Consider the following 26947-nt stretch of genomic DNA (forward strand, 5'->3'; position numbering starts at 1 on the left):
TTTCAATTCCTTTTTTTTCATTTTTCAATCGATTATGATAAGATATAGAAAATGTCTTATTCTGAGGTCTTATTATGAAGTTAACCAATTATACAGATTATTCATTAAGAGTGTTGATTTTTCTGGCTGCAGAGCGTCCCGGAGAACTTTCAAATATAAAACAGATTGCCGAAACGTATTCTATTTCAAAAAATCATCTCATGAAAGTCATATACAGGCTCGGCCAGCTCGGCTACGTAGAAACGATACGCGGACGGGGCGGCGGCATACGATTAGGCATGGAACCTGAAGACATCAACATCGGTGAGGTTGTCAGAAAAACGGAGGACGATTTTAATATTGTTGAATGTTTTGATGCGAACAAGAATCTCTGTGTTATTTCCCCGGTTTGCGGCTTAAAACATGTGCTGAATGAAGCGCTTTTAGCCTACCTCGCAGTTTTAGACAAATACACACTGCGCGACCTCGTCAAAAACAAAGAAGATATCATGAAGCTTTTAAAAATGAAGGAATAGATTAAGATTCCTTCTTTTTTTATGCCCTTTTTCCCCCTTATTGTTAAGATAATTTGGCTATTTTTATAAAAAGGCAAAACGATGAGACAAATGTGCCGATATAAAAAAGAAACAGCAAATGCAAAATCATTGGGGGAAAAAGGAGAGCTAAGATGAAAAAGAAATTAGCAGCAGGGCTGACAGCATCTGCGATTGTCGGCACAACTTTAGTAGTGACACCAGCTGAAGCAGCAACGATTAAGGTCAAAAGCGGAGATTCTTTATGGAAACTGGCCCAAACCTATAACACAAGTGTGGCGGCCCTCACATCCGCCAATCATCTTTCGACTACTGTTCTGTCGATCGGCCAGACGCTTACTATTCCAGGCAGCAAATCCAGCACTTCTTCATCTACTTCAAGCTCAACAACCAAGAAGAGCGGAAGTTCTGTTTACACAGTGAAAAGCGGAGATTCACTTTGGCTGATCGCAAATGAGTTTAAAATGACGGTACAGGAACTGAAAAAATTAAACGGACTAAGCAGCGATTTAATTCGTGCTGGGCAGAAATTAAAGGTGTCCGGTACTGTTTCTTCAAGCTCTAGTTCCAGTAAAAAAAGCAACTCTAATAAGAGTTCAAGCTCCAGTTCAAAAAGCAGTTCTAATAAGAGTTCAAGTTCTTCATCTTCTACGGGAACATATAAGGTGCAGCTTGGAGATTCACTTTGGAAAATTGCAAACAAAGTCAATATGTCCATCGCTGAATTGAAGGTCTTGAACAACTTAAAATCAGACACCATTTACGTGAATCAGGTGTTGAAAACAAAATCAAGCGGCTCTGATACGTCTTCTAAAGACAATTCATCCAAATCGAACCAATCTTCAGCAACAACTAAATATACCGTTAAAAGCGGTGATTCACTTTGGAAAATCGCAAACAACTATAACCTGACTGTACAGCAAATCCGAAATATCAACAATCTGAAATCAGATGTGCTTTACGTTGGACAAGTATTGAAGCTGACAGGTAAAGCATCTTCAGGCTCTTCATCATCGTCGTCTTCTTCGTCAAATGCAAGCTCCGGCACGACGACTACATACACGGTGAAAAGCGGTGATTCCTTATGGGTGATTGCACAAAAATTTAATGTAACAGCTCAGCAGATTCGTGAGAAAAACAATTTAAAAACGGATGTCTTGCAGGTTGGCCAAAAGCTGGTCATTTCCGGAAAAGCTTCATCATCGTCTTCATCCGGTTCTTCAAACACCACCAGCTCAACGAGTGCGAAGATTAACACAATGATTTCGGCCGCTAAAGCGCAGCTTGGGGTTCCGTATCGCTGGGGAGGCACGACACCGTCCGGGTTTGACTGCAGCGGATTCATTTATTATGTACTGAACAAAGTCACATCCGTATCTAGATTAACGGCAGCGGGATATTGGAACACAATGAAATCAGTTAGCCAGCCTGCTGTCGGAGATTTCGTTTTCTTTACAACATATAAAGCCGGCCCTTCCCACGTCGGAATTTACCTAGGCAACGGGGAATTCATAAATGCCAACGATTCCGGAGTTGTCATTTCCAATATGAATAACTCTTACTGGAAACAGCGCTATCTCGGTGCAAAACGATATTTCTAAAAACAGAAACTGTGCGGCCTTAACGGCTGTACAGTTTTTTATTAGAGCCTAAAGACGTTGATGCTGATCATATGATTTGTCACCGGATGAAAATAGACTTCGGCCCGAACAGAAAAAGTGTCATCTTTTTGTCTGACTGTCACCCGAAAGACATCTTTCGTCTGCTGATCATTCACCTCTGTACGCCCCATATAAGCATAATCAGAAAATGAAGCGCCCTTATATTCATCCTGAATTTTGCTCCAGGCAAGCTGTTCCCACTTTTGAACGGACTCGTTTGTGTCCGTTGAATGACCTTTTGCAGCCATTGACACGATAATCAATCCGCAAAAAAGAAGCGCAATGGTATACGGCAGAGATTTCATTTTTTCAGTCTCCTGTACCCAGAATATGTTCCCTCATAGGTTTACCAAAAGCGATATCTTCATTCAGGCATTTTGATTTTATGTCTCCCTCATATTGCTACCCCTTTACTGACGCAGACGGCAAGTTTTGCCCCGTCAATAACAGAGGATGCGGCATAAACTAATCATGAACTTCTCATCCAAGAAAGGAGAAGCGATTCATGGATTATGCCGATTACGATAAAGCGCTTTATTACACCCATCGTTCTCAATGGGATAATTTATTAATTTTAATGGTGCGTACAGAGGACGATTTGTTGTCAAAACGAATTGAGCATTTTCTGCATGCGTATCATTTTGAACAGGATTACGCCGTTTTAGAAAAGATGCTGTATTCCCTTCTCCGTTATATTGATCATGCCACAGAGCTGACTTATGAAGATCATATAGCCCTTCTCACATAAACAAATCCCGGCGTTTAGACGCCGGGATTTCCTGCTTTTGCGAACATGCTGAGTTCTTCGACAAGCTCTTTTAAGCTTTCCTTAATGTTTTCAGCCACTGTAGCATTTTCAACATCAATATGCACCGGATCAAGCACCAGCTGCTTCGGGATGACATTGGCGTAGACACCCCGCATCACAGTTCTCATATTGTTCAGCGCATTGATGCCGCCTTTTCCGCCTCCCGCTACTGCCAATAATGCAACGGGCTTATATTTGAATTGTTCGCTGCTTAGAAAATCCAAGGCATTTTTTAAAGCGCCGCTCATGCCGCTATGATATTCAGGCGATAATAATACAATCGCTTCCGCTTTAGTAACGCGTTGTTTAAGCTCCTGTACCTTCAACAGTACAGATTGATCCGCTTCACCGTTAAAAATCGGCAATACAAACTCACTTAGATCAATCAAATCCGTGTGATACAGTGCTGAAATATAGGATGCTGCAATTTTTGTCCTGCCATGTTTTCTAGGCGTGCCATTTATGACTAACATGTTCATTTCGAGATCTCTCCATTCAGGTTATATTTCACTGCGAAAAGCGCTGCTTGCGTACGATCAGCCACTTCAAGTTTTGCTAAAAGATTCGATACATGGGTTTTTACTGTTTTTTCTGAAATAAACAAGGCTGCTGCGATTTCTTTATTGCTTTTCCCGTTCGCTATTTCAGTCAGAACGTCTTTTTCCCTTCTTGTTAATTGATAGTATTTTTCTTTTTCCGGGTCGTGCTGATTTTTCATATGTGTCAGCACATGGGGCATAATAGCTGTAGAAAGCTTGTATTCGCCAGCATGCACTTGTCTTAGTGTTTTCACCAATTCCTCGGGCTCCGTATCCTTTAATTGATACGCCTTCGCGCCTGCCCGAAGCGCGGGGATGACGTGCTCCTGATCAGAGTAGCTCGTCAGCACAATGATATTCGTCTCCGGGAATTGCTGTATTGCTTTTTTAATGGCTTGAATGCCGTCCATCTCGGGCATAGACAGATCCATTAGCACAAGATCCGGCTTTGTCTCTTCGATGACACGGAGTGCTTCTAATCCGGTTGCAGCTTCTCCGACAACTTCAATATCATCCTGGGTGGCAAAGAAAAAACGCAGACCCTTTCTGACAACATGATGATCATCAGCAATGACAATTTTCATACCGCCCCTCCTTTTCGGCTTTTTAGCGGAAGCCTGATGGACAGCTTTGTTCCAGTTCCAAGCGCTGACTCAATCCAAAACTTAGCGCCGGCTTTTTCCGCCCGTTCTTTCATACCCTTGATGCCAAGTGAAGGCAGACCGGCATGCGCTTCATAGCGAAATCCTGCCCCATGATCGATTATATCCAGCTCCGCATGGCACAAAGAAGCAGTCAGACTAACATACGCCGTATCCGTTCCGGCATGCTTTTTGCAGTTATTTAAAGCTTCCTGTACGACACGCCATAGCATATGCTCCTGCTCATCAGTCAGAACAGGACAGCCTTTTTGTGTAAAAATGATCTTCAATCCAATGAGCGCACCATAGCTTTTAATGGCTTCAGCCAGCCCTTTTTCCAATCCTCCGGGGCGAAGCTGCCAAATTAACGCTTTCATTTCTGCGAGCGCGTCCTGTGATAGGTTTTGGATGAAATCAATCATCTGCTGTAAATTCTCATCTGTTGTTAGTGTCTTCGCAGCTTTGGCAGTTAAACTGACGGAAAACAGCATTTGATTGACTGAATCGTGAAGCTCCTGAGCGAGGCGGTTACGCTCCATTAAAAGAGCATTTTTTTGTTGATATTCAGAAAGCCTCATACGCTGAATTGCCGTTCCGATCTGAAAGGCGACAGACTCGAGTAAATGCAGCTCTTCCTCATCAAACATGGTTTTTCCGGCCGCCGCTACATTTAACAATCCGAATCTTCTGTCCCCATCTTCTAAAGGCACAGTTGCATGATGCGTAATCCCTTCTGTGTCAAAACAATGCAGGTTTTCTGCTGATTCGATGCGTTTGCAGTTCATGATATTTGCAGCCTTTCTAAGCCCTCCGTTATTGAATTTCGTCAGACAGTAACACTCCCCTTCGCACATCAGCACTTTTTCCTTGCGGCTTAAAGCCGGAGGCAGATACGCGTCGGCCGCTAACGTATAAGTTCCATCTTCTTCGATCAGAAAAATCCATCCGGATTGAAGGTTTGTCAGACTCAGCAACTCTTTTAAAACCTCATCCAGTGTTGCTTTGATATCGTGCCCTTGATTTAAGGTTTCCGCAATCGTTTTTAGCGTTTTTAATTTTTCCATCCCCGTTTTGCTCACGTTTCTCACTCCGGCATTGATCTTGTATTTAAGATTATACCAGTTTTTTGTATTTCATTACTTCACTTGTAGGATGATTTTCTTTCAGACTTTTGGATGAGAAAAAGAAAAAGCCGGATCATTTACAATGACCCAGCTCATACTTGAATTATTTTGCTGTCGACTCAACAATTTCATCCACCGTCTTCATTACATCTTCAGAAAGGGAGACAAGACGCTGTTCACTGTCTTCCAAAGATGACCCTTTTACGGCGAAATAAAATTTCACCTTCGGCTCAGTTCCAGAAGGACGAAGACAGAACCAAGACCCGTCTTCCAGGAAGTATTTCAATACATTTGATTTTGGCAAGTCGATGGCTTCTTCTTTGTTTTCAGTCAGAAGCGTCCGTTTGCTTACAGCGTAATCTTCTGCTGTGACAACCTGTTTGCCCGCCATTTTCTGCGGTGGATTTTGTCTGAAGGAAGCAAGAATCGCTTCAATTTGCTCTGCTCCTTGTTTGCCTTTCAGCGTCAGGGATTTCAGCCCTTCACGATAAAAACCATACTCGTTAAAGAGATTGATGAGCGCCTCATACAAAGACATTCCCTGTTTTTTATAAAACGCGCAAACTTCAACTGCCAAAAGCGCAGCCTGAATGGCGTCCTTATCGCGGGCAAAATCCCCGATTAAATAACCGTAGCTCTCTTCATAACCAAATTGGAAGGTATACTGGCCTGATGCTTCGTATTCCTTAATCTTTTCACCGATAAACTTAAAGCCTGTCAGCGTATCAATCGTATCAAGGCCGAATGAAGAAGCTACAGCACGACCGATTTCGCTTGTGACGATCGTTTTGAGAACAACACCGTTATCAGGCAGGATGCCTTGTTTTTTCTTTTCAGAAAGCAGGTAATGAAGCAGCAGCGCTCCGGTTTGGTTTCCTGTCAGCACTGTATATTTGCCTTGATCGTTTTTCACCGCGATGCCGAGGCGGTCAGCATCAGGGTCTGTCGCGATGAGAATATCTGCATTCTGCTCCTCCCCAAGCTTAATGGCATATTCGAATGCCGCATGCTCTTCCGGGTTCGGCGATGTAACAGTGGAGAAGTTTGAATCCGGCAGTTCCTGTTCTTTGACAACCGTTACATTTTTGTAGCCGAGTGCTTCAAGACCGCGTCTGACCGGTTTATTTGCAGTTCCATGCAGCGGTGTGAAAACAACCTTTACATCTACTTCTTCCGATAATTCAGGATGTACAGAAATCGACGCCAGTTTTTCTGTATAAACTTTATCAATATCTTCACCGATGATTTTAATTAAGCCTTTTTCTTTTAACTTATTTTCTTCGTCTACTGTGATCGTCAGCTCATTTTCAATCGCGTTTACCTGCTCAATGACAATGTCCGCTTCCTTTGGAGGCAGCTGACCGCCATCATCCCCATATACTTTGTAGCCGTTATATTCAGGCGGGTTATGGCTTGCCGTTACCACAATTCCACCATAAGCGTTCAGCTGTCTGACAGCGAATGACAGCTCTGGCGTCGGGCGAAGCTCATCAAACACGTATGTTTGGATGCCTTGTGTCGCAAGTGTTTTTGCCGCTTCCATCGCGAACTCCGGAGATTTATGGCGGGAATCATAAGCAATGACAACGCCCCGTTTTTTCGCTTCCTCACCTTGCTTCGAGATGTATGCCGCAAACCCGGCCGATGCTTTGCGCACAGTGTAAATATTCATCCGATTTGTCCCGGCGCCGATTTCCCCGCGCATTCCGCCGGTACCGAATTCAAGGTCTTTATAGAAACAGTCCTCAAGGGCCTGTTCATCTCCCTCTAATTCAATAAGGCGCTCTTTTAATTCCGGATCTAAATGTTCTGTCTGTTTCCAGCGTTCATAGCTCTTTCTCCAAGTCATATTCGTCCTCCTATGTATCAGCTTATGCCATTATTTTATATGAAGCGGGTGCCTCTGTCACTTGATAACCTGAGATCTGGCCCTTTCCACGTAAAAAGAAATAACGGGCTGCAGACAGCCCGTTATGATTTATTGCTCAAGCGGTACGACCGCATCGTGTAAAAGCTTGTTGAGGTTTTCTGTATGTTTGTTTTTCGCCTGCTCATCCCATTGGAATCGCTCGCTCATAAAATCAATAACGGCATCTTTATATGTTCTTACCCAATTGATATCAAAAAATAAACGTCCCGTTCTGCGGACAAAGAAGTCAGCAGGGGTTGCAGTCATCTCTTCTTCTATACTGTATTCTGCCTCAGCAAGAATATGAACCGGAATGTTGCGTTTCGCGGCTTCATCTTTCAGCGCTTCTACCCGGTCAAAGACGCGATCTACGTTAGAGCCGTATCTGATCGCCAGCTGTTTTGCGTCTTTTTCTGATAAACCGGCTGCAATTCCTTCTTTTGTTTTCGTGGTAACGAAGGACATGAGATTTTTCGAACCGCCGACGTGCCCGCCAGAGATTGGCATGTTTTTCGTTTTACATGGTCCAAAATCCTTTTCGCCCTCTTCTTTTAAGCGATCACGGACAAGATCAACGATGTGCTCCGCCATTTTTCTGTATCCAGTCAGTTTTCCGCCGGCAATGGTGATCAGGCCTGAGTCAGATGTCCAAATCTCGTCTTTCCGTGAAATTTCAGAAGGATCTTTGCCTTCTTCATGAATCAGCGGACGCAGCCCCGCCCAGCTGGATTCGATGTCATTCGCAGTGATATTCAGTTCCGGGAACATGTAATTGATTGATTTGATGACATAATCACGATCCTCCGTTGTCATCCGAGGATGCTCCAGCGCCTCTTTGTAAACAGTGTCTGTTGTTCCCACGTATGTTTTGCCTTCACGAGGAATCGCAAATACCATCCGGCCATCAGGTGTATCGAAATATACAGCCTGTTTCAGCGGAAAGACAGACTGGTCAAATACAAGGTGAATGCCTTTTGTATGCTGCAAATGCTTTCCGTTTTTCGAATGGTCTTTTTCTCTGAGCTGATCGACCCAAGGGCCTGTAGCATTGACAATTTTTTTCGCATACACTTTATATTCTTTCTTTGTCAGCACATCTTCAATTAATACGCCGACGGCTTTGCCTTTTTCGTAAAGAAGCTCCTTCACTTTGGAGTAATTCACAGGCTCTGCCCCGAATTTCACCGCTTCCTTCATGACTTCGATGGTCAGTCTCGCATCGTCAGTGCGGTATTCCACATAATACCCGCCGCCTTTTAAGCCGTCTTTTTTCACCAAAGGCTCTTTTTGCAGCGTTTCTTTTGCTGAAAGCATGCTTCTTCGTTCTGACTTTTTCACACCTGCAAGGAAGTCATAAACTCTTAACCCGATAGATGTTGTAAATGAACCGAATGTGCCGCCTTTATGAAACGGAAGCAGCATCCATTCCGGTGTAGTGACATGCGGGCCGTTTTCATACACAATCGCCCGCTCTTTTCCTACCTCAGCGACCATTTTCACTTCAAATTGTTTTAAATAGCGCAAGCCGCCATGTACCAGCTTCGTTGATCGGCTTGATGTTCCCGCCGCAAAGTCCTGCATTTCGCTTAGTGCGACCTTCATTCCCCTTGATGCCGCGTCAAGAGCTGTTCCGGCTCCTGTAATTCCTCCTCCGATAATAAATAGGTCATATGTTTTTTTCGTCATGTCTGTCAGCATGCGATCTCTTTCAAGACTTGAAAATTGATGTTTCATCATTACGTTTCCTCCTTGTTGTCACGGTAAATAGAAAAAGAGACCACAACAGCCAAAGTGCATGCTTACACTTTGGTGCTGTGGTCTCTCCTCATCTCAGGACCGTTCTTATTAACTTGTAACCATTATACCATAGTATTACTTTATTTAAAAGCCATAGCTGCTTTCACGGCTTTTTGCCAGCCTTTATACAGCTCATTTCGTTTTTCTTCTTCTAATTCAGGTTCAAACCGTTTATCCAGATTCCACTGGTTCGCGATTTCAGAACGGTCCTTCCAGAATCCCACAGCGATACCTGCCAAATAAGCCGCGCCAAGTGCAGTCGTTTCATTAATTTCCGGACGCTCCACAGGAACATTCAACAGGTCTCCTTGGAACTGCATTAGGAAATTGTTTTTTACAGCTCCTCCGTCTACACGAAGCGTCTTTAATGAAATGTTTGAATCTGCTTCCATTGCGTCAAGCACATCTTTTGTCTGATAAGCCAATGACTCCAGTGTCGCACGGATAAAGTGCTCTTTTGTTGTCCCTCTTGTCAGGCCGAAAACCGAACCGCGCACATCGCTGTCCCAGTAAGGCGTTCCCAGTCCGACAAAGGCCGGAACGACATATACGCCGTCAGTTGAATCCACTTTCTCTGCATATGATTCGCTAAGCGAAGAGTCCTGGAACATTCTCAATCCGTCTCTAAGCCACTGGATGGCAGAGCCAGCGACAAAAATGCTTCCTTCTAACGCATAGTTAACTTTTCCGTCAATGCCCCAAGCAATTGTTGTCAAAAGCCCATGTTCGGACTTAATTGCTTTTTCCCCTGTATTCATCAGCATGAAACATCCAGTGCCGTATGTGTTTTTCCCCATGCCTTCTTCAAAGCATGCCTGGCCGAACAATGCGGACTGCTGGTCGCCTGCCGCTCCCGCAATCGGGATATTTTTTCCGAAGAAGTGATAATCAACAGTCTCCGCATACACATGGGAAGACGGCTTCACTTCAGGGAGCATGGATTTCGGTACGCCTAGAATGTCGAGCAGTTCATCGTCCCATTTTAAATCGTAAATATTGAACATCAGTGTTCTTGAGGCATTAGAGTAATCGGTCACATGCGCTTTTCCGCCTGACATTTTCCAAATGAGCCACGTATCAATCGTTCCAAACAGCAGCTCGCCTTTTTCCGCTTTTTCTCTTGCGCCTTCCACATTGTCTAAAATCCACTTCACCTTTGTGCCGGAGAAGTATGGATCGATTAAAAGCCCCGTTTTTTCTCTGAATTTATCATTATATCCTTTTTCACGAAGTTCCTCACAAATGCCGGACGTCTGTCTGGACTGCCAAACGATTGCATTATAGACAGGACTTCCTGTATCTTTATCCCACACAACCGTCGTCTCGCGCTGGTTCGTGATGCCGATGCCGGCAATTTGAGAAGCGCTGATTCCTGATTCAGAGATGACTGAGGCAATAACCGCGAGGACAGAGCCCCAAATTTCATTGGCATTATGCTCAACCCAGCCAGGATGCGGGAAGTATTGTGTAAATTCCTTTTGAGCAGAGTGAACGATCTTGCCTTCTTTATTAAACAGAATCGCTCTTGAACTTGTCGTCCCCTGATCTAAGGATAAAATGTACGTTTCCATAAGATGTCTCCCCTTTGATTAAATATATTTTGAATTTGATAATGTTTTAGCTGAATGTGATTTCGTATACACATAGAGTCCTAACAATACCACAACCAATATAACGCTTACAATCCAGAAGCTGCTTGTGATGTGCCCTTTAAATGCAGCGTTGTAAAATACGCCGCCGAATGATCCGCCTAAAATCGGGCCGACTACCGGAACCCATGCGTATTTCCAGTTTGATGAGCCCTTCCCCGGAATCGGAAGAAAAGCGTGGGCTATCCGCGGACCTAAGTCACGTGCAGGATTGATAGCATAGCCGGTGGTGCCTCCCAGAGAAATACCGATTGCTACAATGAGGAAACCGACGATTAAAGGATTAAGTCCTTCTGTAAATTGATTTGCCCCAATGGCCAAGATTCCAAGCACAAGGACAAATGTCCCAATCACTTCGCTTAAAACGTTTGCAAATGTATGCGGAATGCTGGGCCCTGTTGAGAAAACACCCAGCTTGGCAGCGGGATCATCCGTTGACTTCCAGTGCGGGAGGTAATGCAGATAAATAATCACCGCACCGATGAACGCTCCGATCATTTGCGCCGCAATATAAACCGGAACCTCTTTCCAAGGAAAATCTCCTACAAATGCAAGCGCTATCGTTAGCGCCGGATTCAAATGGGCGCCGCTGATGCCGCCAACCGCGTATGCCGCCATGGCAACACCCAATCCCCATCCAAATACAACAACAATCCAGCCAGACTGGAATGAAAGCGATTTCTTTAAATTGACACCTGCACAAACACCTGCACCAAAAATGATAAGCAGCATCGTACCGATGACTTCTCCCCAAAATGCTGTCATAGCACATTCCTCCTAAAGTCACGATTAAAAAGCATGATAGAGAAGAAGAGAATAAAAAAACCACAACAAACCGCTTTACGGGTGCATAAACATTTGCCGTAAAGAGCTGCTGTGGTCTCCGAGTTCTCCATCACAATGTATTAACCTAGTGCAATTGTATCAGTGCATGAAAGCGGTGTCAATCACTTTCCGTCAAAAAGTTTTCATATTTTTTCCACAATTTGGTATTAGATGTTGTGACAGCTACAGCCCCCGCTTTCAATGCCTGCTCTACATCCTCTTCCGTACGGATGAAACCCCCGGCAAAGATGGGAATCCCTGTTTTCTCTTTTATTTCCTGAATGAGTGACGGAACGATGCCGGGAAGCACTTCGATGAAGTCAGGCTTATGCTTGCCGATAAACTCCATGCTTTTCTCCATCGCGCTTGTATCAAGCAAAAACAGGCGCTGAATGGCATAAATTTTCTTCTGCTTCGCTTTGGCAATCACGTTCGATCTTGTGGAAATAATCCCAGCGGGCTTGATATCCTGACATATAAATTCCGCACCGTATTCGTCATGCTTAATCCCTTGAATGAGATCGACGTGCACCATCATGTTCTTTCCGTGCTTTTGCGCTTCTTTGATCACGCCCTTCAGCTGGCCGAGATGAATATCAAGAATAACACCGTAAGAGAGCGAACTGTTCAAAAACTCATCAAATTGCTTCATATTGCGAATAGCCGGTAAGATCGGCTGGTTGTGAAAACTCATCATGTTCTCCTTTAATAAATCACTTTTATATTATATCGTTTGAAAGCTTTCTTTCACCGTTTTCACGATAAAGGAAAGGTCCTCTTCTGTCAGGCAAAATGGCGGCGCGAGCTGGATGACGTTGTTGTAACCGGCGACTGTATCGCCGTTTTTGCCGATGATCAGCCCTTTTTCTTTGCATGCCGCAACCACTTGGTTTACTTTGGCGGCATCAGCCGGCTCTTTAGTCAATTTATCTTTGACGAGTTCGATTCCGATCAGCAGCCCTTTTCCTCTAACATCCCCGACTGCCGGGTGTTCTCTCAGAGCTTGAAGCTCACCTAAAAGCTTTGCTCCAAGATCGCGGGATCGCTGAATCAGCTGTTCGTCCTCCATAATTTGCAGGTTTTTCAACGCCAAGGCACAGGCAGCCGGGCTTCCGCCGAACGTGTTCACGTGGCGGAAACGGTCATAAGGAGCTTCCCCCTGATACGCTTCGAAAATGTCCCGTTTAACAGCAGTCGCTGACAATGGCAGATACGCGCTTGTGATTCCCTTTGCCATCGTAATGATATCAGGCTTCACACCGTAGTGCATAAACCCGAACGGCTCGCCTGTCCGTCCAAACCCGCAGATCACTTCATCGCAAATCAAAAGGGCTCCGTGGCGCCGGCAAATGTCCTCCACCTTTTTCATATATCCGTCCGGCGGCATTAGGATGCCCCCGCCTGTAATGATGGGCTCCATAATGACCCCGGCAATCGTTTCGCTTAATTCCCATGTCATGATGCGGTCGATTTCATTTGCGCTTTCAAGCGTGTCTGCATCATCAGGATTCCGGTATATATCTGGCGGAGCTGCATGCAGAAATCCTTGGCTCAAAGGCTCGTATTTATATTTGCGCTGCGCCTGTCCGGTAGCTGAGAGCGCTCCCAATGTATTGCCGTGGTATGCCCGATATCTTGAGATGAATTTATAACGGCTGTGGTCGCCGTTTTGCAGATGGTACTGGCGGGCAATTTTAAAAGCAGTTTCGTTTGCTTCCGATCCGCTGTTGGAAAAAAAGATAACATAATCGCCGCCAAGCCATTCATTCAGCTTTTCCGCCAGTTGAATTGCGGGTGCGTGACTTTGCGTTAACGGGTAGTAAGGCAGCTCCTTTAGTTGCTCATAGGCAGCCTCCGCAAGCTCCTTTCTGCCGTAACCAATGTTGACGCACCACAAACCGGACATCGCATCCAAATAGCGGCGTCCGTCTATGTCGGTTACCCATGCCCCTTCGGCCTTCTGGGCTATCAGGCTGTCCGCTTGATGCGCTCCCTTCATGGCATGCCACACAAATTGCTCATCTTTTTGCTTTAATCCCTGATTTTGCTGAATGTTTTCCATCCCCATCATCTCCATTTCATTAGCGTTCCCTATAATGCCAATTCAATTGAAACAGACCTTCTCTTTATGTGATGTCTTGGTGATGATTTCCCTGCCTTCAATATAAAGCCAGACCGGGTCAGAGTCAATAAACCGTGTAAATAATAAAACATCCTCTTTCTCAAGAAGAAAGAGGATGCAGCATCCAAAGCAAAACAGGCAAAGTGACAATGCTCAACATCGTACTGATAAAGGTTGCACTCGAAACGACTTGGACAGCCATTATAATAGCAATGTGAAGCCTAGCCGTTTTCTGTATGATATATGAAATGGCGAAAATACAGAAACTCCATAAGGCACCTTCTTTTCCACTATACAATTTACTTTTAATTTAAAGAAAACCTAAACAATTCCGCTTTTGTTTAAAAAAACCCGCCAATGCAGGCGGGTTTTTTCGGGATTATTTTTTATATTGAATATGATAAATATCACGCCGTCTGTCTTTTAGCTGGCGCACTGTACCGTTTTGGCGCTGTCTTCTGAGAATTTCCAGGTCAACATCGCCGATGACGACCATTTCAATATTCGGGTTTGTTTCGCCGACAATGCCGTCTCGGGCGAATTCAAAATCAGACGGGGCAAAGATGCCTGACTGGGCGTATTGGATATCCATGTTTTCCGTTTGCGGAAGGTTTCCAACCGTTCCCGAGATAACCGTATAAATTTGATTTTCAACCGCTCTAGCCTGCGAACAGTATCTGACACGCAGATAGCCTTGACGGTCTTCTGTACAAAATGGCGTAAAGATGATTTTGGCTCCTTTATCAGCCGCAATCCGGGCAAGCTCAGGAAATTCAATGTCATAACAGATCTGGATCGCGATTTTTCCGCAGTCCGTATCAAACACGCGAACCTGGTCTCCTGCGCTGATCCCCCACCATTTGCGTTCATTCGGCGTAATATGGAGTTTGTATTGCTTTTCGATTGTTCCGTCCCGTCTGAACAGGTAAGCGATATTATAGATCTTACCTTCCTCTTCGACGAAATGAGATCCGCCGATAATGTTGACGTTATACTTCACAGCCAAGTCAGTAAACAGGCTGATGTAATCTTCTGTATACTCGGTAATTCTCTGCACCGCCAAGCTCGGTGACCGTTCCTCAAGGAAAGACATCAGCTGGGTTGTGAAAATTTCCGGGAACACCGCAAAATCAGATCTTGCGTCGGAAGCAACATCGACATAGTATTCTACTTGATTCGCAAATTCCTCAAAGGAATAAATTTTCTTCATTTCGTATTGGATCACACAAATTCTAACAGGGAACGCCGATTTATAATAGCGTTTTGTCTGCTGCGGTAGATAATCGACATTATTCCATTCCATCAGCGTCGCATACTTGATCGAAGCTGTATCATCCGGGAGATAGTTCGGGTTAATTCGCATAAGGGTAAAGCCGTTCATCAGCTGAAAAGAAAGAACCGGATCGTAAATTTGGTGGCGTGTCACCTGTTCAACATACTCTCTCGCTGTCATTTCCTCTGCATATTTGTGATAGTTTGGAATCCGTCCGCCTATGATGATGCTTTTCAGGTTTAAGCGTCTGGCTAAGTCCTTTCTCGCCTCGTACAAACGGTGGCCGATCTTCATTCGTCTGTATTTCGGGTGCACCATGACTTCAATTCCGTACATATTCAAGCCGTCAGGATTATGGTTGGTGATATAACCGTCATCTGTAATGTCCTGCCACGTATGGCGGTCATCATATTCATCAAAGTTAATCAGGAGACTTGAGCACGAACCGATAATTTCACCTTCGAATTCTGCACAAAACTGCCCGTCTGGAAAATGCTCCAAATGGCTGATTAAATGCTCTCGCTTCCAAGGCTCCATCCCCGGAAAGCAGTCCTTTTGAAGATCGATAATTTTGTCGATGTCTTTCTCTTCGATATTGCGGATAACCATTTTCTTTTCAAACCGGGTCAAATCTAATTTCTCAGACAACCTACTCGCTCCTTTCTAGTTTTGTGAGTTCAGATGATCAAGCAATAGGGTGAGCTCCATTTCCGCCATTGATTCAAGCCTGTGATCATAGTCTTCAAACATCAAGGTGCCCGTTACTTTATTCGGGACAATGACACACTTCATTCCTGCGCGTTTCGCAGCAATCGAACCATTGACAGAATCCTCAAACGCGAGACATTCCGCTGGCGATACCCCGAGGTTCTTTGCCGCCAATAAATAGAGTTCAGGATTCGGCTTCACCTCTTCCACATCATCAGCCGTTTGAATAACTTCAAAATCATCAAACAGGCCGATTAGCTTCAAATGGCCGGACACCCATTTATAATCAGAGCTGGAGGCAAGGCCTATTTTTAGGCCTAAATCCTTTGCCGCATTCAAATACGCTTCGACACCAGGTCTCGCTTTTTCTGTTTCCATGCGTTTGGCGAACCGCTCTCTTCTCAATTGTGTGAGCTCTTCATGGTTCAGCTTTTTCCCGATCTGCTCTTCTAAATAGTCAAAAGGCCGGAAACCCGCAGCAGTTCCGATGACCTTTCCCCAGACAGATAGCGGCAGCACTGAGCCGTGCTCTTCAAATATTTCCTGAAGAACCTCATATTCGTGTGTTTCTGTATCTAGAATAAGCCCGTCAAAATCAAAAATTAACGCTTTAATCACTGGGTACAACTCCTTTAGTCCGAATTGAGACATATGTATACACTCAACTATACCCTGAAACAAATCTGCTTTCAAAAAGTAAGGTTTTATGTGAAGAAAGAGCCTGCACACTGCAAGCTCTTTCTTATTAATGAATGTTTTGGTGAGAAATGTTTGTCAGCGCTGATCCCGCAGACTCGTTCGACATCTGATTGACTGCCAGGTCTCCAAGCGCAACGATCCCGACTAGATTGTTTTGATCTACAATAGGAAGGCGGCGGATTTGGTGCTGGGCCATCAGCTGCGACGCGTCTTCCAGACTCATATTAGGGTTTCCTGATACGAGTTCTGTTGACATCACTTCTGAAACGGGTGTCTGGCCATCACGGCCCTGAGCTGTAGTTCTTAATGCAATGTCACGGTCAGTCAGCATTCCTTTTAAAACACCTTGCTCTACAACGGGGATCGCCCCGACGTTATGCTGTTTCATTAGAGAAGCCGCTTCCTGAATCGTTTGATTCGGAGAAACGGTTGCCACCTGCGTTGTCATTGTATCTTTAACTGAACTCATTGTCAGCACCCCTTTCAATCATTAGTATGTTCAGACACGAGCCGTTTAAAAAGGGAGTTAGAGGAAAGGTTTTATGATATGATTTCTCTGATACAAAAAAGAGCTTTTCTAAAAACAGAAAAGCTCTTGCCGCATGATTATATCAGCCTTCTTTGACCGAAAAAGGCTTTGTTAGTCTTCTTTTGAAAGTCAGAAAAAGCAAACGGAAAATAAATCCCAAGATCATTCAGCATCTTGCTGTTTTTTTCAAAAATCGCCTGATCACTCAAATCAAAGTGCGGCGAAGGCTTGGTCAGGATAATATGTATCATTTGCAGACAAGCCATAATTTGAAATGCTTCTTTTAATGTTCCTTGGTAATAATGGTTATTTAAAGACAGAACGCCTTTCTTTTTAAAGCGCTGAATGTCCAGTTCGGAGAAATAAAGAGGAAATACATCATGGATCAGCTCCATAGACAGCTCCTTGATAAAGCTCTCCTGTTCTGCAGTTGCTGCGTTCACAATTCTCACGTCAATCACCTTTCTTGCCATCGAATATCCTAAGTCTTACTCAAGAATAGCACAGAAAAAAACGCGAAAGCTAAGGTAAGTGTTTCCTATGAGAAACAGCAGCCTTCCGCTTCGAAAAGGAGCCATTTAACATGAACCAAAAAGGCAGAGGGCTTGAGATCCTCATCAATGAAAAACAAGACGGCCAATGGCTGTTTTCCGTACTCAAAACAGCGCTCAAAGCTTCTAAACCAGTGATACAAGACTGGATGTCCCATCAACAGATAAAGGTCAATCACGAATCCGTCTTAAACAATATGATTGTAAAAAAGGGAGACCGCGTGTTCATTGATCTTCAGGAAAGTGAAGCATCTTCGGTCATTCCGGAGTATGGCGAGCTTGATATTTTATATGAGGACAATCATATGCTCATCGTCAATAAACCCGCTGGCATCGCGACGCATCCGAATGAGGATGGGCAAACCGGTACACTGGCTAATTTGATCGCTTATCATTATCAGATAAATGGCGAAACATGTAAGGTGCGCCACGTCCATCGTCTTGATCAGGATACATCTGGCGCTATCGTTTTTGCCAAGCATCGTTTGGCACACGCCATCTTAGACCAGCAGTTAGAGAAAAAGACGCTGAAGCGTACGTATACCGCCATCGCTGAAGGTAAGCTAAGGACGAAAAAAGGGACAATTAATTCACCGATCGGCAGAGACCGATCACACCCGACAAGACGCCGGGTTTCACCAGGCGGGCAAACAGCCGTCACTCATTTCAAGGTAATGGCCATCAATGCGAAAGAACGGCTGTCGCTCGTTGAATTAGAGCTGGAAACAGGAAGAACACACCAAATCCGTGTCCATCTGGCGAGCCTCGGACATCCGTTGACAGGAGACTCGCTTTACGGAGGCGGGAGCAAGCTGCTAAACAGGCAGGCACTGCACGCCAATAAAGTACAAGCGGTTCACCCCATAACAGACGAGCTCATAGTTGCTGAAGCCCCTTTCCCTGCTGATATGAAAAACCTTTGCCGCACATATTTTTCATGAAGAAAAGCCGCAGGCACAGCCTCGGCTTTTTAAGTCACTCGTTTTCCATATATAATATAGCGTTTCGGGGCATTTCCGACGTATGAAAACGGATAGCAAGTCGTCAGAATCAGCTCTTCCTTTTCATGCTGGAGCGTGATAATAGATGTGTCATCCTTATCGACAATTTTTGTTTTTACAATTTCATATGTGAATTCTCCATATGACAGGAGAAGACGGAGCTGATCCCCCTTTTCCAGCTCTCCCGTCCGGCGAAACACGGTATCTCGATGCCCTGACAGCACAATTTGTCCGTTTTCATTAGGATAATAGCTGTCCTTGTAATGCCCGACACCTTTTTCTAAATCATCAGCATCGGTGCCCTCCACGATCGGAAGCTCTGCATTGATTTTCGGTATTTCCAAAATGCCGCTCGCTTGGCCGGTCTCAGGCTTAAATGATGCTTTGTTCTTTACTTGATCTGTGCTATTTTTCGTCCCCAAAGGTTCCTGCGGCTTTTCAGCCGCCAGTTTTGCTTCTTTTAATGTCTGTTCCGTTTTCATATTCGTATCGATCAATTTAAAGCCTCCATAGCCTGCGATCACTAGGCCGGCAGCAATGATGAATAGTGGAATAACTTTTTTCACGTTCTGGAGGCGCTCCTTTTTCTTCTGACATATAGATAAGTTCCTGACAATGTCACCACCGCACCGATTACCATAAAGTTATAGTAGCCCGCTGACGTATCCGGAAGCGGATGATCAGACCCGCTTTCCGCAGTCTCGGTTTGTAACGGCAATGTGCTGATGCTATTAGCAGTATCAGCGGTTTTTGTGTTGTTGATTGGTATTTCATTGAATCTCGAAATGGCTGAAGGCGGCAGCTGATGAACCGGTGCTGTTCCCGGAGTTTCTTTTATATCAGGCAAATCTTCACCTGGCCTTGGATCCTCTTTAATCGGATCCTCCGTCCCCGGATCATCTCCAGGCTCTTCCGTAATCGGGTCTTCTGTTACAGGGTCTTCTGTTACAGGGTCTTCAATATCACTGACTTCAGCAAGCTTAATTCTTCCCTCTTTTGTATACGCAATTGGCTCATCAAAACTCTTCACGTACTCAACTGTCGCTTCCAAATCCTCAGGCCCTGTCACCGGATTTTTTCCCAGCAGTCCGATTGGCTGATATTTGGTTCCTGTCGCCGTCGCCATAAAGTTGTTGACGGTCAATGTATATGTGGCATCGGGTTGGATCTCGGTGCCATCTGCCATTTTCAAATCAACTGCTTTTCCGGTTTCTTTATCCCACGTATACGTAAACCCGCTGATGCTGTAGTCAGGCCCAAAAACCGGTGAGATTTGAGCATTGATAATCTCTCTTAAATCTTTTCCTTTAATCTCAAGCTTCGTTAACACATTTCCAAACGGCTGAATATTGTAAAGATCTCCCCACGTAATCGGGCCCTTCTTCAGCGCTTCACGTATGCCGCCGCCATTCATAAGGGCAAAATCCGTTTTCATGGCAGCTTTCATACCATCCGCAATCAGGTTTCCAAGAGGTGTATCGCCGTCATTTGAATACCCCCCTTCCATATCAACAGCGGCTTCGCCGACTACCTCGCTGATAATCGGTTCCGCAATTGTTTCGTATTTCTTTAAAATGGCTGACGCGCTGACATCCGGTTCGATTTTACTTTGATCAACATATACGATTTCCGCGGACTTTTTGACAATGTCTTTTGTCGTTTTATCGATCTCTACATCAACGACACCTATCGCTTTTCCATATTCAAACGCTTGAACAATCAGTTTTCCATTCACTTCACCGTTAACAACCTTATGATTATGCGCGGCAAAAATCACGTCAATTTCAGAATCTGTTTTGTTTGCAAGATCAGCAGACTCACCGGAAATGGCGTTGCCGTTTTGTTCAGCTGACATATGTGCGAGAACCGCGATGGCCTTCACGCCTTTTTTCTTCAGCTCTTTGGCCGACTTATTCACCGCTGTTGCTTCATCTGTAAACTCGATATTTTTTATTCCTTCAGGCATAACCATGCCAGCTGCCGACTGTGTGACAACCCCGATAAAAGCAACGGGTACGCCCTCCACATTTATGATGTCATAAGCCGGCAAAAAGGGCTCTCCAGTTGATTTCATTTTACAATTGGCACATACAAGGGGAAAGTTCTGTCCATCATATCCGCTTGTGCCTTTCGGATGATCACCGCCATTTAAGATCCTCAGCAGTTCATCCGTGCCTTCATCAAATTCGTGGTTTCCCACGGTTCCGACATCAAATCCGATGTCCTCCATCAGTTCTACAGTCGGTTCATCCTGAAGAAGAGAGGAAACTGGAGAGCTTCCGCCGATCATATCTCCAGCGTGCACAATCAGCGAGTTTTTCTTTTCAGCCTTTTTTTCTTTTAAATATGCGGCGGCATAATCCATGCGTCCAAACGTGCCGTCTGCAGTTCCATTTCCATCAAGATCAAGCTCATATTGCTGATCGATTTTGCCATGCAAATCATTCATGCTGAGAATTCTAAGCGGCACATGTTCTTGAGGTGCCGTTTGCCTTTTTTTATATCCCGCGCTCTCCGCTTCACTTGCTGAAGCGAAGAAAATTCTGTTTTCCACAGCTACCTTCTTCCAGTCAGCTGGCTGGACATATGTTTGATTCGACGAATCCCCTACATATCTTGTCAAGCCTTTCCCTTGCTCTCTGGCTCTGAATTCAAACGGCATTTCCATGAGCGGATCGTTTTCATTCCAGATTCCTTTTTGGCCTTTTTTTGCAGCGGCTACTGCGGCCTGAAACTGCTGATAATCCTCTTCATTGTCAACCGGCCAAATAAAATACGTCGGAGCATAGCCATTTTTCACAAGCTCTAAGTTCACGTTTGAACCTGATTCGGTTATGACTTGTCCGAGCAATCTGCCATAGCTGTCCTTGACTTCACTTCCGACCTTGACAGTAATTTTATCACCCGGGGACAGAACCGTTTTCAGATAGTCAGATGCTTTATTGCCAAATCTTAATTGATTTTCATCTGCGTCATTTTTTGGCGTGTGATATGTTTCGGGTGTATCTACATTTACAAACCGGATTTTTGTTGTTCCAAGCACCGGAGATTTAAGATGAATGGTATCGCCGTCAACTACCCGGTCAACAATCCCTTCATATTCTCCCTCCGCAGACGGAGGTGAAGGCTGCTCTTCAAGCAGCTTCAGGTCAGCCGATTTTCGCGGAAGCAGCTGAAAGGTTTGGTACCTGCTTAACACACCGGTAAAGTCATACCATTTGCCCTCACCAAGCTCGTCTATCACCCCTGTTTCATTCATAACCCGGAGCGTCATTGCATGATGGTCGTCATCAATCATTGTTACATTGTAACCGCCGCCGGCAGGAGAACTTGGAATTGAGGAAACAAAAGCGGTTAGTTTCACAAGGCGTCCTTCATACTGATCACCTAGGCTGCCGTTAATGAGTTCATTGATTGTTAAGTGTTTGGGGGCGGGGAGGGATTGGTTTGACTGGTTGATTTTGATGCCTGATGAGCTTGGAACGATTTCTTTCAGCCCCTGGTAAGACGTGATTTTCCCTGTCACCGTGACATCCATACCCTCTTTTAATTCGGGAAATTGTTCAGGGGATGGCGAATAAATGTTAATGCCTCCGGTTTCATCTTGCAAAAAGGTCGACAGCTTCCCGCCTCCGATTGCGTTTTGATCAGCTGTAATGATCCCTTTTATCGTTACTTCTTCATTCAGCCTTCCCCGTGCTTCATTTATGGTCACTGGCTGTTCAGCCGGCGGAGTTTTCGTGTCATCGGTTACGTTCATCGACTGAACGTTTTTAAGTCCTGTCGCATTAAAGTAATTTTCAAGCTTTCCTTGAACCGTTATCTTTTTCCCAAGAAGAAGCGGATTGGTTTGCAGCCCAAATTGGCTTCTGAAAGCGGAGGGGATTTGCACAGGAAGGATGTGTTCGGGCGATGTCTCGTTTTTACGGTCTGCCAGCGCGACATTATAATCATTTGAAAAAGGGCTTGTCAGCTTATAATGCTGCGGGGAAACAGCCTGGCCGACTGCATATCCTTCGACAAGCGCCTGTCCTTCTTTTTGCTGTATTGCCTTCTCAATCGATATAGGCTGTTGCGGTTCAGCTGCCTTTACAGCTTCGAACGTGTACATTACATTTAAGAACATCAATGCCGTGATCAACACAATATGCAGAATACGCCTCATCATATTTCCTCCCTTAATATACATGCTTATCATTTCGACAGGCAGCATATAATTCCTTTCAGGCTTCTGCATAATACACGGCAGACTGACACAAAATACAGCTGATCTGAAAAAAAAGGAGGAATTCGGTTTGGATCAGTTCAATCAGCAGCAGCAATCCCAAATGAACAAAGGTATTCCTGGCAAACCGCATAAAAACCACGGCGGACATGAAATGTTTGATATGCATGAGGTGCTTTCCGGAACACTTACTGTGCTAGATCAGTTTATGATGCTAAGACAATTCTGTAAGGATCAAGAATTATTAAACATCCTTGATCGTCAACATCAATTCATCACATCTCAATACAATATAACTGCAGAATGCTTCAAAACAGGAAGCGAACCTTCACAAAAAACAGCAACTTATATGATGAAGGAAGACAACCAGACTGTTTACGGCATGCAGCCGTCACAGCCTAAAAAACCTGTTCAATCCATGAATGATATTGATGACAGCATCATCAGCCGACAAATGCTTTGCGCGATTAAAGCACAAGCTTCTATGCTGACAATGGCTTCTCTGGAAATGACAAATCCGGCCGTAAGACGCGTACTGTCTGCGCAAATTCAGGAGTATGTTGAAATGGCATTTGAAATTTTCCTATACCAAAACAAACACGGCTATTACCAGGTTCCTCAGCTTGATGCGCAGGATATGGAACAGCTGAGAAATTCATTCGCCCCTGCCCAAGGACAAATGCCTCCGACACAAGGCGGAATGGGTCAGCAAGGACTTCACTAATAACAAAGGCATTGGATAGATACTATCCAATGCCGCACTGTTTTTTTCAAATTTTTTCTTAAAATCTTTTTCAAATTGATCTAGACTTTCCTTTGTTGCTGATTTAAACCCTTTTTCAAAGTCCCCTTTTTTTGCTGTTTCCTTAATCATTTCTGAAATAATGTCTTTCCCGTATTTGTCCGTCAGCTCATCGATCATATAAAAGCTTTGCAAATAGACATCAGTGTCATATTCGGCTCTGGCTTCCTGCCAGTCTCGATCAGTCTGCAAACCGTCAAAGGGCACGACAGAAAACGTGATCGGATCTATGAGCAATTCATAGTTCGCAATCCACTCGCTTAACCCTTCATGAAACCATAACGGAAACTCATCGGAATCCGTCTCAAGCTCCTTCAATTTCTGGTGAAATGCATGGTGCGAGTATTCATGAATCAACAATCTCTGGTACAAATAAACCGCTACCTCGTCCCCTTCTAACAGTTTCTTTTTCTCTTCAGGCAACAATCCGATCAGCTGCTCCCGTTCAGAATAAAAACCAACTACATCCAATAAACCGGAGTAAGCCTCCATCTGTTTTTCATTAGGAAAAAAAATAATGTCAATAGGCTTTTGATTCGAATATCCAATCATAATCTGATTAATACTGACCGCATATTCAAGCGTTTCTTTCGTCAATGGCAGTAAGGACTTTTCCTTAGAAGTGTAATAAATATCGGCCTGTTTGAATGACTCTTTCTTCATGTGCTTCGTCACTTGTTCTTTTGTTATTCCAGATGCCTGACCTGGAAAAGACAGGATATACATCGCGCTTGATACGATGGCTGAGCTTACAGCCAGCATCACAAGGACTCCGCACAGGAATAGAGCGGATGCCGCACGCTTTCCTATGCCATCCCGCAAACGTCTCCCTCCCTGAGCCGGTCCGTCTTGTACCTTTTTATTTTTACTCTATGCAGCCTGAGTTCGCAGTGTGTCATTAACGCAAAGAAAAAGCCGCACAATTTGTGCGGCTTTTTTCATTTATTCAGCGTTAGGGAATACGCGCTGTACAGTTTGTGTAAATTCATCAAATAATCCGGCGATTGGGTCACCATTTTGAATACGCTTTCCATATCCTTGCATACGCTCTACAAAATCAGGGTTAGCTGAAACGTAAACATTATCAATGTTTTTGTCAGTAGATCTTACCTTTTTGGCTATTTTTTTCTTCAAATTGTCTTCTACTGCACCTTTATTTCCATTGGTTAAAACGACTGCAACGTAGGCTTGATTTCCAGCCACAATGATATCGGCATGCTTTACTTCTTTTAGGTCTGTTACTTTATCAGCTGCTTCATCAGCAACCTCAAGTTTTCGGTCGTTGTTATTATCGTCATTTACACGATTGTTATTGACATTATCATTAACATTGTTGTCAACGTTATCCCGATTGTTTACATTGCGCATATCGTCATTGGCCGGATTTCGATAATTTACGTTTCTTACATCATTATTATCACGTCTGCCCTCACCTTGGTCGGCCACACCGCAGCCAGTCATAAGCAAAGGGATAAGAAGCATAGACGCAAGGACTTGTTTTTTTCCAAACATGTGAATTCCTCCTTTATCACTTTACGTATAGGTTTTTCTAACTGGCTTTAATTATGCATGCAAATCTGGAGGAAATGCTTTCCCGGGAAATATAACGGTTAATTTGTCTAACGAGGGGGAAAATATGAATACACTGCAAAGGAGGGATCATGTTGTTCAACCAGCGAAGAGGAATCAGCCCCGCAGCATTGATCATAGGATCAACTATGCTTATTGCTGCATTATCACCTCAGATCCGCCACAGAATCAGCGGGTTTATCACAGGACAAATGAACAGACGAAATTCAGAAAATAGCACGTTTGATGCTTCTAATGTAGGAAACATGGTCAAACAAGCATTTAGCGGAAGCAGCGGTGATAACCAAGACCGTTCGCAACATCAAAGCCAGCGGCAAAATGGCCGTCAGCACCAGCACGCAGGACAGCAGCAACCACAGAATCAGCATACACAGTCTCAAACTAGGCAAACTGAGACAGCCGCGAAAAAAAGACAGCCGCATTATGCTGAACCCATTCATTTTGAACAAAGCGCAATGAATGTCATGGACGACAACACGATGATGGAAATGCTGGAGGACTTAGAACCCGGCCGTTAAAAAAACGTGTAATCCTGTTGGATTACACGTTTTCATATGTTACGCTTCTTCAGCTTCAATCACTCTGGATTGATCATGAAATGCCCCTTGATCAATTTCCTTTGTGACCTTACTTGTAATAAGACCGGATGTCATGCTTCCGCTGACATTCAAAGCAGTACGCCCCATGTCGATTAACGGTTCAATTGAGATTAATAAACCGGCGAGCGCGACAGGCATGTTTAATGATGATAAAACAAGAAGCGCCGCGAATGTCGCTCCGCCGCCGACTCCGGCAACACCGAAGGAGCTGATGGCAACGACTGCGATAACAGTGATAATAAACACCGGGTCAAATGGATTTTGGCCGACAGTCGGAGCAATCATCATCGCCAGCATCGCAGGATAAATGCCGGCACATCCATTTTGGCCGATCGAAAGACCGAACGAACCGGCAAAGTTTGCGATTCCCTCCGGTACACCCATGCTTCTCTGTGTTTTAATATTCAGCGGTAAAGCACCTGCGCTAGACCTTGACGTAAATGCAAATACAAGTACAGGCACCGCTTTTTTCAAATAAATCACCGGATTCAAGCCGCTGAACGTCAGCAACAGCAAATGAATGATAAACATAGTGATTAACGCGGCATATGAAGCAATCACGAACATGCCCAGTTTTAGAATACTGTCAAGATCACTCGTTGCAATTGTTTTTGTCATGATGGCCAGCACCCCATAAGGCGTCAGTCTCAAAATGAGTGTGACAACACGCATGACAATGGCATAAACGGCATCAACCAATTTTTTAAATGTTTCTGCCTGTTCCGGCTGTTTGTGCTTTACGCCGAGGAATGCCACTCCAAGAAAAGCGGCAAAAATAACGACAGCGATCGTTGAAGTCGGTCTAGCTCCCGTAAAATCTAAAAACGGGTTTCCAGGCAGCAGTTCAACAATCTGCTGCGGCAGCGTTTTCGCTGTCATATCCTCTGATTTCTGCTGAAGCTCCTGTCCCCGTGAAAGCTCTGTACTTCCTTGGTCAACCTGAATCGCCTGCAGATCAAATGAAAGCGCGGACGCGATACCGACAGCTGCAGCAACTGCTGTTGTTGCTACTAAAATCCCGATAATCAAACCGCTGATTTTCCCAAGATTTTTTGTCAGCTTCAGCTTTGTAAATGCACCGAGAATCGAAATAAAGACGAGCGGCATGACAACCATCTGAAGCAATTTGACATATCCGCCCCCGGCAATATTAAACCAGTCGGCTGTTTGAATGACTATATTTGAAGTCGGGCCGTAAATCAGCTGAAGCGCAAATCCGAATACAATCCCCAGCCCCAGCGCAGTAAATACACGTTTAGAGAAGGAAACATGTTTTTTCTGCATAACAAAGAGCCCTAAGATAAGTAAAAATAAAATAAATACATGTAATACAACCAGTAAAGTCTCCAAAGCAGGTAAACT

The 26947-nt window shown here is 44.4% G+C and carries 25 protein-coding genes and 1 pseudogene; 6 read left to right on the forward strand and 20 right to left on the reverse strand.

Going from position 1 to position 26947, the window contains the following annotated elements:
- The first annotated feature begins 74 nt into the window (after positions 1-74).
- Both nsrR and lytF read left to right on the forward strand, forming a co-directional pair.
- Entirely contained in the window at positions 75-515 is a 441-nt protein-coding gene (nsrR, locus tag ACQVGT_RS15625) for a nitric oxide-sensing transcriptional repressor NsrR (protein WP_014479293.1), read from the forward strand.
- A 152-nt stretch (positions 516-667) separates the two neighbouring features.
- Positions 668-2134, forward strand: a complete 1467-nt coding sequence (gene lytF / locus ACQVGT_RS15630; protein WP_015483006.1) for a peptidoglycan endopeptidase LytF — start codon at positions 668-670, stop codon at positions 2132-2134.
- A gap of 41 nt (positions 2135-2175) precedes the next feature.
- Here the strand turns inward: lytF and ACQVGT_RS15635 are convergent, their stop codons facing one another.
- Entirely contained in the window at positions 2176-2499 is a 324-nt protein-coding gene (locus ACQVGT_RS15635) for a YqzG/YhdC family protein (RefSeq protein WP_014476269.1), read from the reverse strand.
- A gap of 200 nt (positions 2500-2699) precedes the next feature.
- Between ACQVGT_RS15635 and ACQVGT_RS15640 the strand changes: the two genes are divergently transcribed.
- A complete protein-coding gene (locus tag ACQVGT_RS15640) occupies positions 2700-2942 on the forward strand; it encodes a YhdB family protein (protein WP_015483005.1) in 243 nt (80 codons plus the stop codon).
- A gap of 14 nt (positions 2943-2956) precedes the next feature.
- Here ACQVGT_RS15640 and yhdA read toward each other — a convergent pair whose 3' ends face one another.
- The 14 genes and pseudogenes from yhdA to ACQVGT_RS15710 form a co-directional block, all read right to left on the reverse strand.
- Complete coding sequence (gene yhdA / locus ACQVGT_RS15645; protein WP_015483004.1) at positions 2957-3481, reverse strand: FMN-dependent NADPH-azoreductase; 525 nt, start codon at positions 3479-3481, stop codon at positions 2957-2959.
- Positions 3478-4125 carry a two-component system response regulator YhcZ gene (gene yhcZ, locus ACQVGT_RS15650; protein WP_015383201.1) on the reverse strand — a complete coding sequence of 216 codons (648 nt, stop codon included), beginning with the start codon at positions 4123-4125 and terminating at the stop codon, positions 3478-3480. The genes yhdA and yhcZ overlap by 4 nt, the downstream gene beginning before the upstream one ends.
- Positions 4122-5261: a two-component system sensor histidine kinase YhcY gene (gene yhcY, locus ACQVGT_RS15655; RefSeq protein WP_015483003.1), complete on the reverse strand. Its 1140-nt coding sequence runs from the start codon at positions 5259-5261 to the stop codon at positions 4122-4124. Before yhcY ends, yhcZ begins: the two co-directional genes overlap by 4 nt.
- A 148-nt stretch (positions 5262-5409) precedes the next feature.
- Positions 5410-7155 (reverse strand): phospho-sugar mutase, encoded by a 1746-nt coding sequence (locus tag ACQVGT_RS15660; protein WP_015383199.1) that lies wholly within the window; start codon positions 7153-7155, stop codon positions 5410-5412.
- A 129-nt stretch (positions 7156-7284) separates the two neighbouring features.
- The gene (glpD, locus tag ACQVGT_RS15665; protein ID WP_015383198.1) at positions 7285-8952 is read right to left on the reverse strand and encodes a glycerol-3-phosphate dehydrogenase; all 1668 of its coding nucleotides are present in this window, start codon (positions 8950-8952) and stop codon (positions 7285-7287) included.
- A 140-nt stretch (positions 8953-9092) separates the two neighbouring features.
- Complete coding sequence (gene glpK, locus ACQVGT_RS15670) at positions 9093-10583, reverse strand: glycerol kinase GlpK (RefSeq protein ID WP_003233384.1); 1491 nt, start codon at positions 10581-10583, stop codon at positions 9093-9095.
- An 18-nt stretch (positions 10584-10601) separates the two neighbouring features.
- Positions 10602-11426 carry a glycerol uptake facilitator protein GlpF gene (gene glpF / locus ACQVGT_RS15675; protein WP_015383197.1) on the reverse strand — a complete coding sequence of 275 codons (825 nt, stop codon included), beginning with the start codon at positions 11424-11426 and terminating at the stop codon, positions 10602-10604.
- Positions 11427-11604: 178 nt separating this feature from the next.
- Entirely contained in the window at positions 11605-12183 is a 579-nt protein-coding gene (glpP, locus tag ACQVGT_RS15680) for a glycerol uptake operon antiterminator GlpP (RefSeq protein ID WP_015383196.1), read from the reverse strand.
- A gap of 27 nt (positions 12184-12210) precedes the next feature.
- Positions 12211-13563, reverse strand: a complete 1353-nt coding sequence (locus ACQVGT_RS15685; protein ID WP_003233390.1) for an aspartate aminotransferase family protein — start codon at positions 13561-13563, stop codon at positions 12211-12213.
- A 145-nt stretch (positions 13564-13708) separates the two neighbouring features.
- Positions 13709-13813 (reverse strand): annotated as a pseudogene (locus tag ACQVGT_RS15690) (AEC family transporter); the annotation flags it as partial.
- A 174-nt stretch (positions 13814-13987) separates the two neighbouring features.
- Positions 13988-15529, reverse strand: coding sequence for a bifunctional GNAT family N-acetyltransferase/carbon-nitrogen hydrolase family protein (locus ACQVGT_RS15695; RefSeq protein ID WP_015383195.1), 1542 nt, complete (start codon positions 15527-15529; stop codon positions 13988-13990).
- Between the two features lie 15 nt (positions 15530-15544).
- Positions 15545-16207, reverse strand: a complete 663-nt coding sequence (locus ACQVGT_RS15700; RefSeq protein WP_015383194.1) for an HAD family hydrolase — start codon at positions 16205-16207, stop codon at positions 15545-15547.
- Between the two features lie 127 nt (positions 16208-16334).
- The gene (locus tag ACQVGT_RS15705; protein WP_003245462.1) at positions 16335-16757 is read right to left on the reverse strand and encodes a CBS domain-containing protein; all 423 of its coding nucleotides are present in this window, start codon (positions 16755-16757) and stop codon (positions 16335-16337) included.
- Positions 16758-16894: 137 nt separating this feature from the next.
- Complete coding sequence (locus ACQVGT_RS15710) at positions 16895-17290, reverse strand: YhcU family protein (RefSeq protein WP_015383193.1); 396 nt, start codon at positions 17288-17290, stop codon at positions 16895-16897.
- A gap of 110 nt (positions 17291-17400) precedes the next feature.
- On the opposite strand from ACQVGT_RS15710, the gene ACQVGT_RS15715 reads away from it, so the two are divergent.
- Positions 17401-18309 carry an RluA family pseudouridine synthase gene (locus ACQVGT_RS15715; RefSeq protein ID WP_046340219.1) on the forward strand — a complete coding sequence of 303 codons (909 nt, stop codon included), beginning with the start codon at positions 17401-17403 and terminating at the stop codon, positions 18307-18309.
- A gap of 29 nt (positions 18310-18338) precedes the next feature.
- On the opposite strand, the gene srtD is transcribed toward ACQVGT_RS15715, so the two are convergent.
- Positions 18339-18935 (reverse strand): class D sortase, LPxTATN-specific, encoded by a 597-nt coding sequence (gene srtD, locus ACQVGT_RS15720; protein ID WP_015383191.1) that lies wholly within the window; start codon positions 18933-18935, stop codon positions 18339-18341.
- A complete protein-coding gene (gene yhcR, locus ACQVGT_RS15725) occupies positions 18932-22534 on the reverse strand; it encodes a sortase-dependent nonspecific endonuclease YhcR (protein WP_041517768.1) in 3603 nt (1200 codons plus the stop codon). Before yhcR ends, srtD begins: the two co-directional genes overlap by 4 nt.
- A gap of 130 nt (positions 22535-22664) precedes the next feature.
- Between yhcR and ACQVGT_RS15730 the strand changes: the two genes are divergently transcribed.
- Entirely contained in the window at positions 22665-23318 is a 654-nt protein-coding gene (locus tag ACQVGT_RS15730; RefSeq protein ID WP_009966881.1) for a spore coat protein, read from the forward strand.
- On the opposite strand, the gene ACQVGT_RS15735 is transcribed toward ACQVGT_RS15730, so the two are convergent.
- Both ACQVGT_RS15735 and ACQVGT_RS15740 read right to left on the reverse strand, forming a co-directional pair.
- Positions 23250-24218, reverse strand: a complete 969-nt coding sequence (locus tag ACQVGT_RS15735) for a hypothetical protein (RefSeq protein WP_015482996.1) — start codon at positions 24216-24218, stop codon at positions 23250-23252. The genes ACQVGT_RS15730 and ACQVGT_RS15735 overlap by 69 nt on opposite strands.
- Before the next feature lie 120 nt (positions 24219-24338).
- A complete protein-coding gene (locus ACQVGT_RS15740) occupies positions 24339-24908 on the reverse strand; it encodes a YhcN/YlaJ family sporulation lipoprotein (RefSeq protein ID WP_015383188.1) in 570 nt (189 codons plus the stop codon).
- A gap of 149 nt (positions 24909-25057) precedes the next feature.
- Between ACQVGT_RS15740 and ACQVGT_RS15745 the strand changes: the two genes are divergently transcribed.
- The gene (locus tag ACQVGT_RS15745; RefSeq protein WP_041520043.1) at positions 25058-25504 is read left to right on the forward strand and encodes a hypothetical protein; all 447 of its coding nucleotides are present in this window, start codon (positions 25058-25060) and stop codon (positions 25502-25504) included.
- Positions 25505-25543: 39 nt separating this feature from the next.
- On the opposite strand, the gene tcyP is transcribed toward ACQVGT_RS15745, so the two are convergent.
- Positions 25544-26935: an L-cystine transporter TcyP gene (tcyP, locus tag ACQVGT_RS15750; protein ID WP_003244685.1), complete on the reverse strand. Its 1392-nt coding sequence runs from the start codon at positions 26933-26935 to the stop codon at positions 25544-25546.
- Positions 26936-26947 lie beyond the last annotated feature (12 nt).

This window comes from Bacillus sp. SCT118 (genome assembly GCF_058566435.1).

Coding starts and splice junctions, on each gene's coding strand:
- ACQVGT_RS15685 (WP_003233390.1), bottom strand. CDS start 13,563: ATGGAGATGATGGGGATGGAAAACATTCAGCAAAATCAGGGATTAAAG.
- yhcR (WP_041517768.1), bottom strand. CDS start 22,534: ATGAGGCGTATTCTGCATATTGTGTTGATCACGGCATTGATGTTCTTA.
- lytF (WP_015483006.1), top strand. CDS start 668: ATGAAAAAGAAATTAGCAGCAGGGCTGACAGCATCTGCGATTGTCGGC.
- glpD (WP_015383198.1), bottom strand. CDS start 8,952: ATGATGAAACATCAATTTTCAAGTCTTGAAAGAGATCGCATGCTGACA.
- glpP (WP_015383196.1), bottom strand. CDS start 12,183: ATGATGAGTTTTCACAACCAGCCGATCTTACCGGCTATTCGCAATATG.
- glpK (WP_003233384.1), bottom strand. CDS start 10,583: ATGGAAACGTACATTTTATCCTTAGATCAGGGGACGACAAGTTCAAGA.
- ACQVGT_RS15710 (WP_015383193.1), bottom strand. CDS start 17,290: ATGGCAAGAAAGGTGATTGACGTGAGAATTGTGAACGCAGCAACTGCA.
- ACQVGT_RS15745 (WP_041520043.1), top strand. CDS start 25,058: ATGTTGTTCAACCAGCGAAGAGGAATCAGCCCCGCAGCATTGATCATA.
- ACQVGT_RS15715 (WP_046340219.1), top strand. CDS start 17,401: ATGAACCAAAAAGGCAGAGGGCTTGAGATCCTCATCAATGAAAAACAA.
- ACQVGT_RS15640 (WP_015483005.1), top strand. CDS start 2,700: ATGGATTATGCCGATTACGATAAAGCGCTTTATTACACCCATCGTTCT.
- nsrR (WP_014479293.1), top strand. CDS start 75: ATGAAGTTAACCAATTATACAGATTATTCATTAAGAGTGTTGATTTTT.
- ACQVGT_RS15705 (WP_003245462.1), bottom strand. CDS start 16,757: ATGAGTTCAGTTAAAGATACAATGACAACGCAGGTGGCAACCGTTTCT.
- yhcZ (WP_015383201.1), bottom strand. CDS start 4,125: ATGAAAATTGTCATTGCTGATGATCATCATGTTGTCAGAAAGGGTCTG.
- ACQVGT_RS15740 (WP_015383188.1), bottom strand. CDS start 24,908: ATGTTTGGAAAAAAACAAGTCCTTGCGTCTATGCTTCTTATCCCTTTG.
- ACQVGT_RS15660 (WP_015383199.1), bottom strand. CDS start 7,155: ATGACTTGGAGAAAGAGCTATGAACGCTGGAAACAGACAGAACATTTA.
- ACQVGT_RS15635 (WP_014476269.1), bottom strand. CDS start 2,499: ATGAAATCTCTGCCGTATACCATTGCGCTTCTTTTTTGCGGATTGATT.
- yhdA (WP_015483004.1), bottom strand. CDS start 3,481: ATGAACATGTTAGTCATAAATGGCACGCCTAGAAAACATGGCAGGACA.
- glpF (WP_015383197.1), bottom strand. CDS start 11,426: ATGACAGCATTTTGGGGAGAAGTCATCGGTACGATGCTGCTTATCATT.